Raw genomic sequence first — 18,348 nt, 5'->3', positions numbered from 1 at the left:
GATGGGTTTATTTGATAAAATAAAGCAATTTGTATCCGATGATAACAAAAACAGCATCGAAATTATTGCACCTCTTAGTGGTGAAATCGTTAAGATCGAAGATGTGCCAGATGTAGTTTTTGCAGAAAAAATCGTTGGTGATGGTGTTGCTATAAAACCTTCTGGTAATAAAATTGTAGCACCATTAAATGGTAAAATTGGTAAAATTTTTGAAACCAATCACGCATTTGCTATTGAATCAGATGAAGGTATCGAACTTTTTGTTCATTTCGGTATAGATACGGTGGAATTAAAAGGTGAAGGTTTTACACGAGTTGCCGAAGAAGGACAACAAGTTAAAATTGGAGATACTATCATCGAAATCGATCTGCCTTTACTTGAAAGTAAAGCCAAATCAGTGTTAACACCAGTTGTAATATCTAATATGGAAACTGTTGTTGAATTAACTAAGTTATCCGGCTCAGTTGAGGCAGGTAAAACACCAATTATGCGTGTTAAAAAATAACATCGCACAAAGTTACTACCCATAAAAAACCTTCAGTTTTCACTGAAGGTTTTTTATTGAGAATAATCAAACATAGAGTTCAAATAATTCGTTTAACGCCATTTTTTGTATTGATTAATCAAGCTGTTGGTTGATTCATCATGCGAGCTGACTGGTTTATCATCAGCAAGTTCAGGTAAAATACGACCAGCTAACTGTTTACCCAATTCAACCCCCCACTGATCGAAGCTAAAGATATTTAAAATAACACCTTGCGTGAAGATTTTGTGCTCATACATCGCCACTAATGCGCCTAAAGTGTACGGTGTAATTTTTTTCACTAAAATAGAGTTAGTCGGTTTATTGCCTTCAAAAACTTTAAATGGAACAATAGATTTAACTTCTTCAAGCTTTTTACCAGCAGCAAGAAACTCTTGTTCTACTTGTTGAGCAGTCTTACCAAAAGCTAAAGCTTCTGTTTGAGCAAAAAAGTTAGAAAGCAATTTAGGATGATGATCGCCAACTGGATTATGACTAATTGCCGGTGCAATAAAATCACAAGGAATAAGTTTAGTACCTTGGTGAATTAATTGATAAAACGCATGTTGACCATTTGTCCCTGGTTCACCCCAAATAATAGGACCTGTAGTATAAGTAGTCTTGTTGCCATTACGATCAACACTTTTACCATTTGATTCCATATTCCCTTGCTGAAAATAAGCTGCAAAGCGATGCATATATTGATCATAAGGTAGAATTGCCTCGGTTTCTGCACCATAGAAGTTATTGTACCAAATCCCAATTAAAGCAAGTAATGTTGGGATATTTTTTTCAATCGGTGTGCTTTGGAAATGTTTATCCATCGCATGTCCACCAGCTAAAAACTGTTTAAAGTTTTCAAAACCAATTGAAAGTACAATTGATAAGCCGATTGCAGACCAAGAAGAATAACGACCACCAACCCAATCCCAAAATTCAAACATATTGGCAGTATCAATACCAAATTTTTCTACTTCTTTGGCATTGGTTGATAAAGCTACAAAGTGAAGCGCAACAGCTTTATCATCTTTTGCAGCATCAAGTAACCATTGACGAGCGGTTTGTGCATTAGTCATAGTTTCTTGAGTTGTAAAGGTCTTCGATGCAACTAAAAATAGCGTTGTTTCTGGATTTAAACCTTTTAAAGCTTCAACAATGTGAGTACCATCGACATTAGAAACAAAGTGCATAGTTAGATGGTTTTTATAAGGGCGTAATGCTTCGGTAATCATCACTGGTCCTAAATCTGAACCTCCAATTCCGATATTAACTACATCAGTAATCGCTTTACCAGTATAGCCTTTCCATTCACCACTAATAATTTTTTTACTAAAGGATTCCATCTTAGCCAGCACAGCATTGACGTCATCCATAACATTTTTACCATCAACATAAATTGGTGAATTTGATACATTGCGAAGCGCAATATGTAAAACGGCTCGATTTTCGGTACGATTAATTTTTTCACCACTGTACATGGCATTAATAGCCCCGCTTAAATCACACTCGTCAGCAAGCTGATAAAGTTGCTTTAAGGTCTCCTCAGTAATGCGGTTTTTAGACAGATCAACCAAGAACTCATCTTCAAAAGGAATACTTAACTTTTCAACTCGTTTAGGTTCATCTTTTAAAATTTGAGCAATCGTCTTATCGCAATGCTTCTGATAACTAACTTGAAGGGACTTCCAAGCGGATGTAGTAGTTGGATCTATTGACTTTAACATAACTTATTCCTTAATTAATATAGCACTATTAGCCATGATATAACTATGGATAACATGATGCAAGATAAGGATTTATCCATTCAAATTAAGTTAGTTGAAAAATTCTATCTACTGGTAATTAATTAAACTTTTTTACCAGTAGGTATCTAGTTTATAAATTTATTTACTTTCCCATTTAATCAATTGTCAAATTGCGAGTTGTTAAATCAAATGGTGTTAATTGATAAACATAATAATTGAGCCAGTTACTAAATAATAAATAAGCATGGCTTCGCCATGTGGCTTTGGGCGTTAAATTTGGGTTATTTTCAGGAAAATAGTTGTAAGGAATTTCCGGATTTATTCCAGCTTTAAAGTCTCGATTATATTCATTAGCTAAGGTGAAGGAGTCATATTCTGGATGCCCTGTTACAAAAGCCATACGTTTATCAGCAGTTGCCATCAAATATGGACCGGTTAAATCTGATTCAGCTAAAATCGTCAAATCAGTATAACTTTTAATTTTATCTATTGGAAAATCAGCATTACGTGAATGTGGCGCTAAAAAAGTATCGTCAAAACCTCGAGTTAAAAGTGCATTAGGTTGTATGATTTGATGTTGATAGACGCCTGACAATTTTTGTGAGCGAGTAAATTTTGGCATATCATAGAGTACATTTAATGCAGCTTGTACAGCCCAGCAAACAAACATTGTTGAAGTAACATGATCTTTAGCCCAAGTAATTATTTCAGCTAATTTTGGCCAATACACTACATCTGAAAATGCGACTTTACCTAATGGTGCGCCAGTTATGATAAGACCATCAAAATTCTGCTCACGAATATCTTCAAAATCACAATAAAAGCTATTTAAATGCTCTACAGGGGTATTTTTGGATTCACGTTGATCAATACGCAAGAGTTGAATATTGACTTGTAAAGATGAATTGGAAAGCAAACGTAAAAACTGATTTTCAGTTTCGATCTTTTTAGGCATTAAATTTAAGAAGAGAAGCTTTAGTGGACGAATTTCTTGAGTATTAGCACGAGTTGAAGTCATCACAAATACATTTTCATTACGTAACACATCTACTGCCGGTAATGAATCTGGAATACATATAGGCATATTAAAAGCTCCTATTAATTACTTTTTATAACATTTCAAATAGACGTCTAGAAATCCATATAGCTAAATATAGTGTTTTTTAGTAAGATTGTCGAGCGTTTTGTTAGAAAAAATAGATATAATATTTTAAACAAAATCAGAACAATAGCAGATTATATGAATTAACAAATAAGTGTGATGATAGTAATATAAATAGTAAAAATAAAATTTAAATGATTCGAGTATCGGTCCGCCAAGTATCTGCGGTTAAAGCCTCACCAAAATAGCTATTAATCAGTTTTTGTGTGATTTCGCTTAATGGCGAAGCTAAGACTTCAGCAGTATTACCATATTCAACTAAATCACCATTATGCATAACTAAAATTTGGTCACTGATATGTTTCATCATACCAATATCTTGTGTTACATAGACATAAGAAATATTCTGTTCTTCTTGTAAAGACAACATCAAATTAACAATCTGTGAACGCATTGAAATATCTAACGCAGCTAAAGCTTCATCGAGAATAATAACTTTGGGTTTCAGAATTAAGGCCCTAGCCAATGCGACGCGTTGTTTTTGCCCCGCAGCCATCACTGATGGATAATAAGAAGCATGTTCAGGCAGTAAGCCTACTTGTTTTAAAACATCACTAATCAATTTTTCTCGTTCAAGAGCGCTATAATTGCTATTGCGTTTAAGTGGAATTTCAAGTAATTGACCAATACGAAGTCTTGGGTCAAAAGAGCTTTCAACATGTTGAAATATCATTCTAATAAGTTGTGACCGATGGACAAAATCACCATATTCAACTTTATTACCGTCAATCCAAATATCCCCACTATCTGGTTTTATCATACCCACCAGCATTTTGGCTAGTGTCGATTTTCCTGAACCATTTTGTCCTATAATGGCGAGTGTTTTACCTTCGTTGAGCGAGAACGACAATGGTTTAACTGCATCAATTTGTAAATGACCAAAGAGCCCTTTAGGAATTTTAAATCGTTTTGATAAATTTCGGACTTTTAATATTGGGTTCATTAACTATTCCTATATTTACTCATCAGTATTTAATGGAAAATGGCAAGCCACAGAATGATCCTTTATCAGAGTAAGTTCAGGTGCTTGGATACATTTTTTTTGAGCATAAGGACAACGTGGCCCTAATCGACAACCAATAGGTAAATGCTCCAATGACGGGATAACCCCTGGTAACGTGTTCAATGGACTTTTATGTGGCATGGCTTTACCAAAATCAGGTATGGCATAAATTAATGCCTGAGTATAAGGATGATAAGGCGATTTTATTAAATCTTCACTATCCGCAACCTCAACGGTTTGTCCACAATAAAGGACATTGATACGATCTGTCCAGCGAGTAACCATTTGTAAATCATGACTAATAAGTAAAATAGTCGTCCCCATATTCTGATTCATACTCGCTAATAACCTGAAGATTTGCGCTTCAGTTGTTGCTTCCATAGCATTAGTTGGTTCATCTGCAATAAGTAATTTAGGTTGGTTTGCTAATGCAATTGCAATCATCACTTTTTGACATTCACCTTCCGTTAATTCAAAAGGATATGATTTAAGGATTTCTTTATGATCTTTAATTCCAACACGATGTAATAATTCAACAGCTCGATGTTTACGCCAAAATAGACGCTGCCACCAATGTCCTTTAAAGGTTCTTCGTGGGATAGCCTCGATTAACTGTTGCCCTATTTTCATTGAGGGATCCAAGCAGGACTGCGGTTCTTGGAAAATCATCGAAATATGGTCACTGATGACTTTTCGACGTTGTTTTGGTGTCAATTTAAGTAAATCGATATCATTAAAATGAAAACGATCAGCAGATATTTTCCAATTATGATTTGTCACACCTAATATAGCTTTAGCAATAAGGCTTTTACCAGAACCAGACTCGCCAACTAGACCTCGAATTTCGCCTTCAGACAGCTTCAAATTCACGCGATCAATTGCGCGTAAAAGGCCATCAGCAGTAATAAACTCAATAGTTAAATTACGAATGTCTAATAATGCCATAATTAATGTCCTACTCGCTGGCCAAATAATCCAAAATTGAATAAATAAACCAAAGTAATTGTAGTAGACACAGCAATACCCGGAGCTAAAAAAGCAAGCAAATTAACATCCATCATATCTTTCATCTTAAACATCATCATGCCTAAATCTGGCCGAGAAAAATCATTAGCAAAACCCAAAAAGGTAATTGTTGTTATCGCTAAAATAACTGAACCAAATAATGAAACAATTTCAGCCAAATAAACGGGTAAAATATTAGGGATAATATAATGATTTAAGATAGAAAATGAGGATAATCCATCGAGTCGATACGCAGTAATATAGGTTTTATTCCATTCCTTAATAACACGTTGATGGATATTATAAATGAAGCGCGGTGAATAGGATAAACCAATCACAATTAAAATATTGGTAATATCATCTTCCAATAACAAGCTAATAACAATTACACCAAGTAATGGCGGAACGACCATAAAAAATCTAAAAATAAATAAAATAAAAGGCCTAATAAATGAAACAAAAAACATTAAATAGTTAATCACTCCACCGATTATGATGACATAAAAAACCGCTTTTAAAGTCATTGAAATGGTTGACCGATAACCAATTAATAAGTAATCAAAAATATCTTGCCCTTGATCAGTTGTTCCTAATATGTGATTAATATCTCCATTAGGCCACCAAGCAGGAGGCAATGAAGTTGCATAGATAGGGTTCAAGTGAGCATGGAAAAGCCATTTGGTTGATAATGCAATAAAAGCAATTGCTAAAACCCCATAAAAACTTATGATCAGGTATAAATTGCTATGAAGTCTTTGGAAACATGAATTTATTCGCTTACCTAACAAAATTATCCTAGACATAATGTTCCTTATGACGTAATGGATAAATAGCGATAGCTGTTATCTCACCTAATAAAGTCAATAAACTAATTACTGTTCCACACGCAAGAATTGCTATCGCAATAATAAAATAATTATGGTTACGATAAGCCATCATCACCCATTGGCCTAAACCAACTCGATTGAATAAAATTTCAATAACCATAGTTAAAAATAATAAAGTCGTGGTGTTATATGTCAATTGTGGAATTGTTGCCGGAATTGAATTTGGTAATAAATGTCGACGTAACACTTTAAACGGTGAACGTTCCCGGATAATTGCCATTTTAATATAATTTTGTCTTGAAGTATTTTTGACATTTTCACTAACTAGTTGAATGGTCATAATACTTGGTTGAATAGCTAAAATAATTGTTGGCAAAAGTAAATAGTGAAGCTGATCTAACAATGCAGTGAATTTATCTGGCCTTGATGAAATTAAAATATCTAGCAAAGAACTACCGGTTACTGATGGTGCGATATCAAAGTTCATTGAAATCGGCATTGTCGAGGAAAGATAAAACATTACAATTGTTGCGAGCATAACAATCGGGCAAGAATAAAAGATTAAACAGCCTAAACGAATGGTAGTATTCAACCAATTTATATTACTTAAACCTAGAAAAATACCCAAAGGTAATCCAATAAGTAAAGCTACAAGCAATGCTAAAATACAAAGTTCAAACGTTGTTAATAAGGTATCTAAAAACGGTAAAGTTTCACCTGATGCTAACCTAAATTGACCTTGTAGTAATTGTTTAAAAAAAGCATTATAGGCATCAACAAAAGTTAAATCACTAAAAATAGATTGAGGATCGAAATAGACCAGACAGAAGCTGATCTGAGCAAGTACGCAGATAATAAATGAAAACGTCACAATTTTTTTTAAAATATAGATAATCATTGTTTATCTTTATTATGAGCAAAAACAACAGTGATATCCATCACTGTTGTTTTAGTTATCTGCTATTCAGGTATGACCGGTTTACTTGCTGCGGCATAAGCATGATCTTGAGCACTTAATCCACCAGCATTACCTTTACCGTCATAACGATAATCCAACTCTTCTCGTGTTTTTATTCCACTATCAGATTCCACATAGTCCGGAGCTGGAGCCTTAGTCATTATTGATGATGAATAACCCGCTGCAGGATCTGCTGTAGATTCTGTTGTTACCTGAGTTGTAGGTGATTTCTCAATATTTGCTTGAGTTGTGATATTTGATTGAGATTCACTAGCAACTACGTTTTTAGCGATGTCTACATCATCTTTAATTACGATTGGTAATAAAAGTGAAGGGATCACTGGAACAGCATTAAGCGATTCATCATGGCTAACTTGACTATAATCAACCGATACACGGCCTAATGCAAGCTCTAATGACGCAGCAGCAAATTGCAATGGCATTGCAGACTGTTTTAATTCGCTATTTTTACCGCGTCGTTTAGTCCGTGGTGTATTCATACGCAAATGACGAGATGTTCTTCGTTGACGCTTCGGTTGTGAATCGTTAGTTACAGCATTATCGCCTGTTTCAGGAACAATAATCGGCAATAATAAAGTAGGGATACACACTTTTTCAGCTTGAGCAGGTACATCACTATTTTTAACACGAACACTCTTCGTTAATGCACGCTGTTGACGTCTTGGTTTCGCTTCTTTTTGCTTAGGTGGTTGTGCCGCCTCATTAACGACTTTATCAGCTTTTATATTATTCGAAGCATTAGATGAATTATTATTTTGTTTTGTACGACGATTAGAGCGTGTAGTCTCTTTAACTTCATCAGTTGCAACATTATTATTTGCAGCTGAATTGTTACGATTATTACGCTGACGTCGATTATTTGAGCGTTGATTATCTCGTTTTTTATTTGATTGAGGCTTAACTTCTGGTTTAGGTTCTACCTTTTCTGAAACAAATAACTGACGAATTTTCTTAAATAAACCACCAAATAAGCCACTAGATTTTTCAACTTTTTTCGGTTCACTTTTCGCTTTAGATGCTTTACTCGCTTCTACTTTAGGACCTGATAATACAGCTTGCTCTACCACTAATTCAGCGACTTGATCTTCTTCTTCCTCTTCAAGCTCACGGATTAGTTTAGGTAAATTGTAGCTTAATACATCTGTCTCTTCACCACTACGTTTACGAATCACTTTATAAAGTGGTGTTTCCATTTCTTCATCGCCAGCAATGACGATTTTAACATCCGGATGCATTCTTTCGATATTATTAATCGCACGACGCTTTTCGTTAAGCAAATAACTAGCAATTGGCACTGGCACAATCACATCAATTTGAACCGTATTATCTTTCATCGCCTCTTCTTGAATTAAGCGAAGAATTGAAAGTGATAATGAATTATTATCACGAACTGTACCTGTTCCTTGACAACGAGGACATATATGATGAGTTGCTTCACGTAGAGATGGGCTTAAACGTTGACGAGACATTTCAAGCAAACCAAAACGGGAAATACGAGTGGTTTGGATTCTTGCTCGATCGGTTTTCATCGCTTCTTTTAAGCGATTTTCCACTTCACGTTGATTACGAATTGGCGTCATATCAATAAAGTCGATGACAATCAAGCCACCTAAATCACGTAACCGCAATTGGCGAGCAATCTCTTCTGCCGCTTCAAGATTAGTATTAAATGCAGTCTCTTCAATATCGCTACCACGAATAGATTTAGCTGAGTTAATATCGATCGCAGTTAATGCTTCAGTTGCATCAATAACAATCGAACCACCAGATGGTAAGCGAACTTCCCGTTGGAATGCCGATTCAATCTGACCTTCGATTTGAAAATGATTAAATAATGGTACATCACCTTCATAAAGTTTAAGACGACTAACATACTCAACACGACCTAAATCAGCTAATCGTTTTTTTGCAATTTCCAGTACTTTAGGATTATCAATAAGAATATCACCCACATCATCACGTAAATAATCACGAAATGCTCGAGTAATAATGTCACTTTCTTTATGAATTAAGCTTGGTGCTGGATGATTTTTTGACTCATTTTGAATCGCTGTCCAATAATTAACTAACGCATTTAAATCCTGTTGTAACTCTTCTTGGCTTTTACCCACACCCGCTGTTCTAGCTATTACACCCATGCCCTTTGGTTTTTCTAGCGCATCGATAACTCTTTTTAGATCTGCACGCTCTTCTCCCTCAATACGGCGCGAAACCCCACCTGCTCTTGGGTCATTTGGCATTAATACTAAATAGCTACCGGCTAAACTAATATAAGTCGTTAAAGCAGCACCTTTTTTACCACGAATCTCTTTTTCAATTTGGATAAGGACTTCTTGGCCTTCTTGCAGATGTTTAATACTACGCCGGCCAGAAATATTTGAAGGGAAATAGCTTTCTGCGATCTCTTTTAATGGTAAAAAACCATCTCGCTCACCACCATATGAAACAAAAGCGGCTTCTAAACTAGGATTGATTTTAGTGATTTTGCCTTTATAAATATTGGCTTTTTTTTGTTCGTGACCAAGGCTTTCGATATCTAAATCATACAAGCGTTGGCCATCAACAAGGGCAACTCGCAGCTCTTCTTGCTGGGTTGCATTGATTAGCATTCTTTTCATTATTCTACACTCTTCATTAATCTAAATTAACTGTAGGTAGAATCTTATTATTAATAAATGCTTATTTTAACAATGATAAACAATAGTACTTAACTTAATATTTTGTATACAGTATTTCATTATTTTATTTATGTTATTTTTGTTATTATTTTATGTGAAATCCGTATATACAACATCAATACATTTTTAGAGGTAATATTACATTCAAAACACTTATATACTTTTTGAACACCACTAAACATACAATTATTGATATTATTTCAATGATGAGTTTGCAAATTTCTACAATTTAACAAACCACTAAATCTTTATATGATTGTTTAAAATAAACATATTAATTAATTATAATAATTCTACTTACGCTATTTTATTTTGACAAACTGTAATGTCTAACGCCATTGCTGCATTACAAGGATAAATTATCCTTGTCTATTATTCACGTTTCAGCAGAGGATAGCAAGTAAATTAAAGTGATTATTTTATAAACAATTAAGTATTAATTTTGAGCGCTCAATAAAATAGGTTAAAAGTATAATAAAATGCAGCATTAGTCGCTAGTTTTCTAAATTTGATTTTGTCTAAATTTTCTACATCATTACTGATGGATTTATGACCTATTTTAGTAATTTACAAACCTAACATTAACACAGGTGCATATCCCAATTTTATCCGTATAATATAATTTAGATTTGCTTACAAAATGAACGAATATTTATCTATGGAATTACCTGAAAAAATTGCCTTAACTGATTTTACCCATCGTTGGATTGCTCAATTTGATGGTGTACCCCAAAGTGAAGAGTTACATTCATTACCTTCTCCTTGTATTATAAAAACCGAAAATCTTACTGTTTATTGGCAGCCTTATTTACTTATTCCACCAAGAAATTTAACCATCGTTGAACAAGTAATTAATATAAAAATACATCAAAGCGCTCATATTTATTATGGGACACAATATGCGGCTAATATGGCTGCAAAGTTTGCCGATATTGATGTAATTTTACTTCAACCATGGAGTGATGACGACTTCTCTAATTTAGAGCAGAATTTAATTGCGCATTTATCACAGCAAAAAAAATTAAAACGCCATCCGACTCTTTTTATTGGCTCAACTAATAAGGACACTGAAATTATTGCAATAAATAATTTAACTGCTGAAATTGTTAAAGAAGATTTAATAACAGGACAATTAATCACATTAGCACCTGATTTAAAATCATTTCTTGAAAAACTTGAAATTGAAAGTTAACAATTTGTATTTGAAAACACTCATAGTGGTAAAATTATTGCTTCGAAGCCTGATTGTTAACGAAATTGTAACTTGCCAAACAATGTGTATATAATGCATTGAAGCTCAAAAAAAGAAATAGGTATATTATGTTTGAATATTTATTAGCAGCGCCTGCAGATCCCATTTTAGGTTTAGCGGATCTTTATAACAAGGATGAACGCACTAACAAAATCAATTTAAGTGTTGGTGTTTATAAAGACGAGACGACCAAAACACCTATTTTAGAAAGTGTAAAAAAAGCTGAGCATCTGATTTTAAATGATGAAATCACAAAAAGTTATTTACCAATTGATGGTCTTAACTCATTTAATAATGCTACCCAAATTCTACTATTTGGTACTGAAAATCAACGAGCTAGAACAGCTCAAGCACCTGGAGGCACTGGTGCATTACGAATTATGGCTGATTTTTTATCTCGACGTACCAAAGTAAAACGAGTATGGATAAGTAATCCATCTTGGCCTAATCATCGTAGCGTATTTCAAACAGCAGGCTTAGAAGTTCGTGAATACCGTTACTATAATCCATTAACGCGAGACCTAGATTTTGATGGTTTAATGACTGATTTAAGTCAAGTTGTCGCTGGTGATGCGGTGCTATTTCATGGCTGCTGCCACAATCCAACTGGTATCGATCCAACGCCTGAACAATGGCAAGCTATTTCGGAATTAGCGTTAAAAAACGGTTGGTTACCACTATTCGACTTAGCTTATCAAGGATTTGGACAAGGAATAGAAGAAGATGTATATGGACTTAGACTATTTGCCAATAACCAACCAGAACTCCTAATTGCTAGTTCTTACTCAAAAAACTTTGGACTTTATAATGAACGTGTTGGGGCATTTACTTTAATTGCTGCTGATAGCGAAATTGCCGATCGAGCATTTAGTCAAGTAAAAACTATTATTAGAGCCAATTACTCTAATCCACCCGCACATGGAGCTAAAATTGTCTCTTATATTTTAAATAATGATGAACTAAAAGAAGAATGGCTTGATGAATTAACCAGCATGCGCCAACGCATTCATCGTATGCGCCAGTTATTTGTAAAAACACTACAAGATAAAAGTGCTAACCAAGACTTCAGCTTTATTGCTAAACAAAATGGGATGTTTTCATTTAGTGGATTAAGTGAAGAACAGGTAATAAAATTGCGTGATGAGTATGGCATCTATATGGTCAATTCAGGTCGTATCAATGTTGCGGGAATGACTATCGATAATATGTCTAGACTTTGTGAATCAATTGTCGAAGTATTATAAACCTCAAGTTTAATAAAATATTTCTACTAATAGTCGAATACATTAGCAATTAATTTAAATTTTAATCACCAATGTATTCGATATATTAACAATAAGAATTTTTTTATACGCTCAATCTAAATTATGTTTTGCCCAGAATTGATATCCCAATCAACTATTTGAATATTATTAAATAATTTATATTATCAATCTAAAAAAGCCCCTCCTCAAAATTTTTTGCTAAATAACACTCTTTTTAAACTCGATAAAGAGTCGTGTCATTCATTTTATTATTCCTTTTAGTTATATATTTAGGAAAACTAGCTATTAGACGTTAAATCAATAATTAATAATAATTGCTATCAATTTATTGAATTTTCATTGAGGACGGTTTGTGGCATCACATATTTTAGATTTTTTAATTTTAGGCAATAATTTTGGCACTAGCGAAATGCGCCAAATATGGTCTGAACAAAATCGCTTAGAAAAGCAAGTAAAAGTAGAAGTAGCTTTAGCAAAAGCTCAAGGTGAATTAGGTGTAATTCCTGCTGACGTTGCTGATGCAATTATTGCCAAAGCTGATGCATCAAAATTATCACTTGAACAACTTGCTCAAGAAGCAGCCAAAGCGAAACATTCACTGATGTCAACAATCAACGCATTACAAAAACAAGTAGGTGATGCTGGTCAATACATTCATTATGGAGCAACCACCCAAGATATTGTCGATACCGCAACTGTTCTCCAGATACAACAGTCATTTGATATAATTGAACGGGATACCAAATTAATTGCGCATCAATTAAAACGGTTGGCTAAACAATATCAATATTTACCCATGGTAGGTCGCACCCATGGTATGCAAGCATTACCGACAACATTTGGTTTTAAATTAGCGGTTTGGTTAGACGAGTTTGTTCGTCATTTACAACGTTTATCTGAAATAAAACAAAGAGTTTTAGTCGGTAATATTACCGGAGCTATTTGCACTTATGCATCAATGGGTGAATTAGGTCCACAAGTGGAAAATCGTGCATTAACTTCACTTGGACTAAATACACCCAATATTGGTTGGCAATCTGCACGAGATCGTTTTTCTGAATACGCATCAGTTATTGCTCTTATTAGCGGTTCGCTTGGCAAAATTGGTAACGAATTTTACAACCTTATGCGAACGGAAATTAATGAAGTGGAAGAGCCATTTTCTGATGGTAAAATTGGTTCGACTACCATGCCTCATAAGCGTAATCCAGCCGCCTTAGAAGGTTTAGCGAGTCTTACCGCGCCTTTATTAAAAAGTGTGGCACTTATTCATGAATCAATGAAAGTTGAACATGAACGTGATGCCATGAGCTGGCGGGCAGAATGGATTGCCCTGCCAGAAATTAATCTTTATATTTCAGCACAACTTCAAACCGCTTTAGCTGTTTTAAAAGGATTAAAAGTCAATGCTGATCAAATGTTAGCTAATTTAAAAAAACAAAATGGCTTACTGTTATCAGAAAAAATAATGTTCGAAATTGGCAAGCGATTAGGAAAACAAACTGCTCACCATTTAATTTATGAAAATGCTATGCAAGCATTTGAACAAAACCGACCATTTAAATCCCTCCTATTGGATGATCCACGTTTAAGTGAACAATTTACCGAGTCTGAACTTGATAATTGGTTAAATCCAATTAATTATCTGGGGTCTGCACCACAAAAAGTCGACCAAGTAATCAAATATGCGGAACAAAGCGGAGTATTATTATGAATTTTCGCTTAATCAGCTGTTCCGATATTCCAGCATATCAACAATTATTGCACCGAGCATATCAAGCTACGTCACAGTTAGGCATTCATTTTGCAGCAGCTACTGTCGAACCTGAAGAAATAATTCATCATATTGATTCGAATGCAGTTTATATAATAGAAAAGGACAATAAATTAATATCAACCTTAAGCATACGTTTTCCATGGGGAAATAACCCAGGACCTTATGGATTACCACATTTAGGCTGGTTTGCAACAGATCCAATTTATAAAGGACAAGGCTATGGTAATGCTTTATGGGATTGGGTTGAAAAAGAAGTTTTAATTAACCAACTTAAGCTTCCCGCCGTAACTTTAGGTACAGCAGCCAATCATCCATGGCTAGCCAATATATATCGCAAAAAAGGATATCAACAAATAGGGCAAGTAAATTTAACCAGTGATCATACTACCCTTTATTTTGAAAAAATATTAAATCACAAAAACTATTCCGAATGGAAAAAGAGGAGTCATCAATAATGAAAAAAATAATAACATGGTTTTCTGCTATTTTATTAATTACCCTGAGTGGTTGTGATAATCAATCAAACAATCAGGCGGCGGAACAAAACATTATAAAAGTAGGCTCAACCGGTCAAAGTTACCCGAATGGTTATAAACAAGATGGAAAGTTAGTTGGATTTGATGTCGAAGTCACAGAAGCAATTGCCAATGAGTTAGGTTTTAAAGTTGAATGGGTAATTGCTGAATTTGGTGGATTAATGGGCCAATTTGACTCAGGTCGTTTAGATACGGTAGCAAATGCGGTGGCAGTTACACCAACTCGTCAAGCTAAATATGATTTTTCTCAGCCGTATAGTTTTTATGGTAGTCAAATTGTTACACACAAAGATAATAACAATATTAATCAGTTAACTGATTTTAATGGTAAAACTATTGCAGGGGTACTTGGTTCAAACCATATTAATAATCTTAAAAAAGCATTTCCTAATAACGAAATTACGATCAAAACCTATGAAACTCGAGATGGTGCAATGCATGATACAGAATTTCAAAGAGTCGATGGTTATGTCAATTCAAAACCAATTTTATTGGCAGAAATTAAACGAAAAAATCTACCATTCAAATTAGTGGGCGAACCAATTACTATTGAACAAGTTGCCTTCCCATTTAGTAAGGATGAAAAAGGTAAAGCTTTACGAGAAAAATTTAACCAAGCCATCGAAAAATTACGTGTTAATGGAACATTAAAAAAACTTTCAATTAAATATTTTGGTGAAGATATTACCTCATGAATTTTAATATAAACTATTTCTTTAGTGTATTCCCGCAGATATTACCTTATCTGCCAGTTACACTTTTTATTGCCATTATATCATTTGTGTTTGCCACTATATTAGGGCTTGCTATTGCTTTGATTAGAAACAATAAAATTATTGTAATTGATTCTTTTTTGGCGCTGTTTATTTCTTTATTTCGTGGAATTCCATCTGTCGTTTTACTGTTTATTATTTACTATGGCCTACCACAAATATTTCCAATTATGAAACAGGTAGGCGCAACCACGGCGGCTATTATCTGTTTTAGTTTAAAATATTCAGCTTATTTAGCCGAGATATTTCGTGCTGGCTTAACTTCGGTTGATCTTGGACAAAAAGAAGCAGGATTAACCTCAGGATTAAGTACAATTCAGGTTTATCGAGGAATTATATTACCTCAAGCGATGATTAATGCTTTACCGAATGCGGGGAATATGTTTATTTCACTACTCAAAGACTCTTCTGTAGCATTTTTTGTCGGGGTACAAGAATTATTAGCAGCAGGAAAAATGTTAACTGCTAATTCTTTTCTCTATTTTGAAACTTACTTAGCCGTCGGTATTGTTTACTGGCTAACTGTTGTCGCCTATTCATGGTTACAAAAGCAGTTAGAACGTAAACTAACTAAACCATATCATCGTTAAGGAGAGCATGATGATTAGTGTATCTCATTTATCAAAACGATTTGGGAATAATGAAGTTTTAAAAGAAATAAATCTTAATATCAAAGAAGGTGAAGTCGTTGCCATTATTGGACCATCCGGATCGGGAAAATCAACCTTATTGCGTTGTCTTAATTTACTTGAAAAACCCAATACAGGAACGATTCGTATTGATAAAGTAATACTCAATAGTGAACATTACAACCATAAGCAAGAGACCAATTTACGCAAACAATCAGCAATGGTTTTTCAACACTACAATTTATTTAGAAATAAAACAGCTTTAGAAAACATTACTTATCCATTAATTGTTGCACAGAAAATGAAGAAAAGTGAGGCACAACAGTACGGAATATCATTGTTAGAGCGAGTTGGAATGTTAGCTTATGCTGATCAATATCCTGTAACATTATCGGGAGGGCAACAACAACGTGTTGCAATTGCTAGGGCATTAGCTGTAAGACCAAAAGTATTATTATTTGATGAACCAACTTCTGCGTTAGATCCCGAGAGAGTTCATGAAGTTTTACAAGTGATGCTGAAACTAGCCAAAGAAAAGATAACTATGCTAATCGTAACCCATGAAATGGAGTTTGCAAAGTATGTGGCCGACCGCATCATCTTTATGGCTAATGGTATTATTGTTGAGGAAGGGCCAGCAAAATCATTAATTGATAACCCACAACACGAGTTAACTCAACGCTTTTTACGGCAACTCAATGATGATATTGATTTTGAAATTTAAGCTTATATTTATAAAATAATTAACTGTTTATAGTAGATATCAAAGCATTTTCCAATGCGATATGAGTAATTGTTTAATATCCATACCATTGGCTAGAGCATAGATATCAGACAATAATTGTTGTGCTTTAATTTCATTTTGCAATGCTCCAAATAACTTAGTGGCCAATTCTTGTTGGCTATAAGGATTTTTAGGTGATCCTTTAGGAATATCCACTCGTTGGCTAATTTTTTGTCCATCATTTAATACTATTTTAATAACGACATAGCGCTTATTATATGCATCAGGATGAGGGGTTAATTGTATATCATAACTACGCTGCATTTTTTGGATTAATTGTAGGATATTGTCAGCTATTGGCTTTGAAGCAAATTGTTCAAAATCGATAGGTATACCAAGTAAAATCAATGCCAAAATATATTCTGCTGAAAAACGTCCTTGCTCAGCTAATAATGGCTTTTTATAGATCAGTGCTGCATCACTATTAATTGGTGCAAAGAAAAGAGTGATATAATCAATATTATCTACATTAAACTTAGGATGCTTATAAATTAACTTACCCGCATCAGCAATATATGAAGCGGCAGAACAATATGAATAAGTCTTAAACCATAACCCTGGTTCAACAATCTTCCATGGCTTAGCCCAGATAGTTAAATCTAAATTATCATTGCCTTGACCATATATTGATAAAAAACCGAGGTTATCATCAAGAAAGTCCTTATCTGCTGAAATCCCAGCTCTTAACCATTCAACCGATTGTATAGCATGTTGTGCAGCCAATCCCGCATGCAAAAATTTTATTGGTGTCCCCATCATTAATCGCAGACCTGACGCTTGCGTCGCAGCTAAAGTTAATGCTTGAGCAAGAAATGGTTCATCATATAAATAACAAATAGCAGCTGTTGCGGCAATACCACCTAAAGTGATTGTTGTATGCCAACCTTTTTCATAATGTTCAGGATTGACACATCGTCCCAATAAGGCCATAACTTCAATACCTATTACATAGGCAGTTAAAAAACGACGACCATCTAAACGCGTTAATGAATCATCTAAGCGGATACTAGAAAATAAGGCTGATAAGATAACCGCTGATGGATGACCACGTACATCAATATGTACATCATCATAATCTAAACAATGTGCTTGAAAAGCATTAAATAATGCTGCTTGCCGGCTGGTTGCTAACTTTTTTTGACCAATTAGCCAAGCTCGATTGTTGCCACCTTCATCATTTATCCAGGCCAGTAATTGCTGAACATTAGTTTCATTAGATGCCTGTAAGCTACTCGCAAAATAATCAATAACACCATTAATTGCACATTCAAGGACTGATTGTTGCTCAATAATTGGCGTATTTTTTATTAACAAACTCAATTGTTGACCTAGATGCATTATAAACTCTCATACAAATCTCAATAAATATTGAGCAAATAGTGGATGCTACATATGCGTTTAAAAGATTAT

16 protein-coding genes are annotated in these 18,348 nt (G+C 34.3%); 8 read left to right on the top strand and 8 right to left on the bottom strand.

Annotated features, from left to right (window positions below):
* The first annotated feature begins 1 nt into the window (after window position 1).
* Window positions 2–505 carry a PTS glucose transporter subunit IIA gene (gene crr / locus J3T98_RS10180; RefSeq protein ID WP_065561785.1) on the top strand — a complete coding sequence of 168 codons (504 nt, stop codon included), beginning with the start codon at window positions 2–4 and terminating at the stop codon, window positions 503–505.
* Window positions 506–597: 92 nt separating this feature from the next.
* On the opposite strand, the gene pgi is transcribed toward crr, so the two are convergent.
* The 7 genes from pgi to rne form a co-directional block, all read right to left on the bottom strand.
* Window positions 598–2,247: a glucose-6-phosphate isomerase gene (pgi, locus tag J3T98_RS10175; RefSeq protein ID WP_220225518.1), complete on the bottom strand. Its 1,650-nt coding sequence runs from the start codon at window positions 2,245–2,247 to the stop codon at window positions 598–600.
* 175 nt (window positions 2,248–2,422) lie between these two features.
* Complete coding sequence (gene metA / locus J3T98_RS10170; protein ID WP_267362767.1) at window positions 2,423–3,352, bottom strand: homoserine O-acetyltransferase MetA; 930 nt, start codon at window positions 3,350–3,352, stop codon at window positions 2,423–2,425.
* Between the two features lie 208 nt (window positions 3,353–3,560).
* Entirely contained in the window at window positions 3,561–4,373 is an 813-nt protein-coding gene (locus J3T98_RS10165; protein ID WP_065561782.1) for an ATP-binding cassette domain-containing protein, read from the bottom strand.
* 15 nt (window positions 4,374–4,388) lie between these two features.
* Entirely contained in the window at window positions 4,389–5,378 is a 990-nt protein-coding gene (sapD, locus tag J3T98_RS10160) for a putrescine export ABC transporter ATP-binding protein SapD (protein WP_220225517.1), read from the bottom strand.
* Between the two features lie 2 nt (window positions 5,379–5,380).
* Complete coding sequence (locus J3T98_RS10155) at window positions 5,381–6,241, bottom strand: ABC transporter permease subunit (RefSeq protein ID WP_065735240.1); 861 nt, start codon at window positions 6,239–6,241, stop codon at window positions 5,381–5,383.
* Entirely contained in the window at window positions 6,234–7,163 is a 930-nt protein-coding gene (locus J3T98_RS10150) for an ABC transporter permease subunit (RefSeq protein WP_220225516.1), read from the bottom strand. Before J3T98_RS10150 ends, J3T98_RS10155 begins: the two co-directional genes overlap by 8 nt.
* 62 nt (window positions 7,164–7,225) lie before the next feature.
* Entirely contained in the window at window positions 7,226–9,862 is a 2,637-nt protein-coding gene (gene rne, locus J3T98_RS10145) for a ribonuclease E (protein ID WP_267362765.1), read from the bottom strand.
* A 700-nt stretch (window positions 9,863–10,562) separates the two neighbouring features.
* Here rne and syd point away from each other — a divergent pair.
* From syd to J3T98_RS10110, 7 genes are all read left to right on the top strand, one after another.
* On the top strand, window positions 10,563–11,114 hold the full coding sequence (gene syd, locus J3T98_RS10140) for a SecY-interacting protein (RefSeq protein WP_220225515.1): 552 nt from the start codon (window positions 10,563–10,565) through the stop codon (window positions 11,112–11,114).
* Window positions 11,115–11,242: 128 nt separating this feature from the next.
* Window positions 11,243–12,418 carry an amino acid aminotransferase gene (locus tag J3T98_RS10135; RefSeq protein ID WP_267362763.1) on the top strand — a complete coding sequence of 392 codons (1,176 nt, stop codon included), beginning with the start codon at window positions 11,243–11,245 and terminating at the stop codon, window positions 12,416–12,418.
* A 373-nt stretch (window positions 12,419–12,791) separates the two neighbouring features.
* Window positions 12,792–14,153: an adenylosuccinate lyase gene (gene purB / locus J3T98_RS10130; protein WP_267362761.1), complete on the top strand. Its 1,362-nt coding sequence runs from the start codon at window positions 12,792–12,794 to the stop codon at window positions 14,151–14,153.
* Window positions 14,150–14,671 carry a GNAT family N-acetyltransferase gene (locus J3T98_RS10125; RefSeq protein ID WP_065735245.1) on the top strand — a complete coding sequence of 174 codons (522 nt, stop codon included), beginning with the start codon at window positions 14,150–14,152 and terminating at the stop codon, window positions 14,669–14,671. Before purB ends, J3T98_RS10125 begins: the two co-directional genes overlap by 4 nt.
* Window positions 14,671–15,447: an amino acid ABC transporter substrate-binding protein gene (locus J3T98_RS10120; RefSeq protein WP_267354044.1), complete on the top strand. Its 777-nt coding sequence runs from the start codon at window positions 14,671–14,673 to the stop codon at window positions 15,445–15,447. The genes J3T98_RS10125 and J3T98_RS10120 overlap by 1 nt, the downstream gene beginning before the upstream one ends.
* Window positions 15,444–16,115, top strand: a complete 672-nt coding sequence (locus J3T98_RS10115; protein WP_065735246.1) for an amino acid ABC transporter permease — start codon at window positions 15,444–15,446, stop codon at window positions 16,113–16,115. Before J3T98_RS10120 ends, J3T98_RS10115 begins: the two co-directional genes overlap by 4 nt.
* Before the next feature lie 10 nt (window positions 16,116–16,125).
* On the top strand, window positions 16,126–16,878 hold the full coding sequence (locus J3T98_RS10110) for an amino acid ABC transporter ATP-binding protein (RefSeq protein WP_065735247.1): 753 nt from the start codon (window positions 16,126–16,128) through the stop codon (window positions 16,876–16,878).
* A 39-nt stretch (window positions 16,879–16,917) separates the two neighbouring features.
* On the opposite strand, the gene J3T98_RS10105 is transcribed toward J3T98_RS10110, so the two are convergent.
* A complete protein-coding gene (locus J3T98_RS10105) occupies window positions 16,918–18,276 on the bottom strand; it encodes an MmgE/PrpD family protein (protein WP_267362758.1) in 1,359 nt (452 codons plus the stop codon).
* Between the last annotated feature and the right edge of the window lie 72 nt (window positions 18,277–18,348).

It is taken from the genome of Gilliamella sp. B2772, from assembly GCF_026536985.1.
In the GTDB taxonomy this organism is placed as follows: domain Bacteria; phylum Pseudomonadota; class Gammaproteobacteria; order Enterobacterales; family Orbaceae; genus Gilliamella; species Gilliamella apicola_E.
The sequence above is the reverse complement of the archived record's forward strand: the minus strand, read 5'-3'. Positions and strand labels throughout refer to the sequence as shown.

Coding starts and splice junctions, on each gene's coding strand:
- crr (WP_065561785.1), top strand. CDS start 2: ATGGGTTTATTTGATAAAATAAAGCAATTTGTATCCGATGATAACAAA.
- pgi (WP_220225518.1), bottom strand. CDS start 2,247: ATGTTAAAGTCAATAGATCCAACTACTACATCCGCTTGGAAGTCCCTT.
- metA (WP_267362767.1), bottom strand. CDS start 3,352: ATGCCTATATGTATTCCAGATTCATTACCGGCAGTAGATGTGTTACGT.
- J3T98_RS10165 (WP_065561782.1), bottom strand. CDS start 4,373: ATGAACCCAATATTAAAAGTCCGAAATTTATCAAAACGATTTAAAATT.
- sapD (WP_220225517.1), bottom strand. CDS start 5,378: ATGGCATTATTAGACATTCGTAATTTAACTATTGAGTTTATTACTGCT.
- J3T98_RS10155 (WP_065735240.1), bottom strand. CDS start 6,241: ATGTCTAGGATAATTTTGTTAGGTAAGCGAATAAATTCATGTTTCCAA.
- J3T98_RS10150 (WP_220225516.1), bottom strand. CDS start 7,163: ATGATTATCTATATTTTAAAAAAAATTGTGACGTTTTCATTTATTATC.
- rne (WP_267362765.1), bottom strand. CDS start 9,862: ATGAAAAGAATGCTAATCAATGCAACCCAGCAAGAAGAGCTGCGAGTT.
- syd (WP_220225515.1), top strand. CDS start 10,563: ATGAACGAATATTTATCTATGGAATTACCTGAAAAAATTGCCTTAACT.
- J3T98_RS10135 (WP_267362763.1), top strand. CDS start 11,243: ATGTTTGAATATTTATTAGCAGCGCCTGCAGATCCCATTTTAGGTTTA.
- J3T98_RS10125 (WP_065735245.1), top strand. CDS start 14,150: ATGAATTTTCGCTTAATCAGCTGTTCCGATATTCCAGCATATCAACAA.
- J3T98_RS10120 (WP_267354044.1), top strand. CDS start 14,671: ATGAAAAAAATAATAACATGGTTTTCTGCTATTTTATTAATTACCCTG.
- J3T98_RS10115 (WP_065735246.1), top strand. CDS start 15,444: ATGAATTTTAATATAAACTATTTCTTTAGTGTATTCCCGCAGATATTA.
- J3T98_RS10110 (WP_065735247.1), top strand. CDS start 16,126: ATGATTAGTGTATCTCATTTATCAAAACGATTTGGGAATAATGAAGTT.
- J3T98_RS10105 (WP_267362758.1), bottom strand. CDS start 18,276: ATGCATCTAGGTCAACAATTGAGTTTGTTAATAAAAAATACGCCAATT.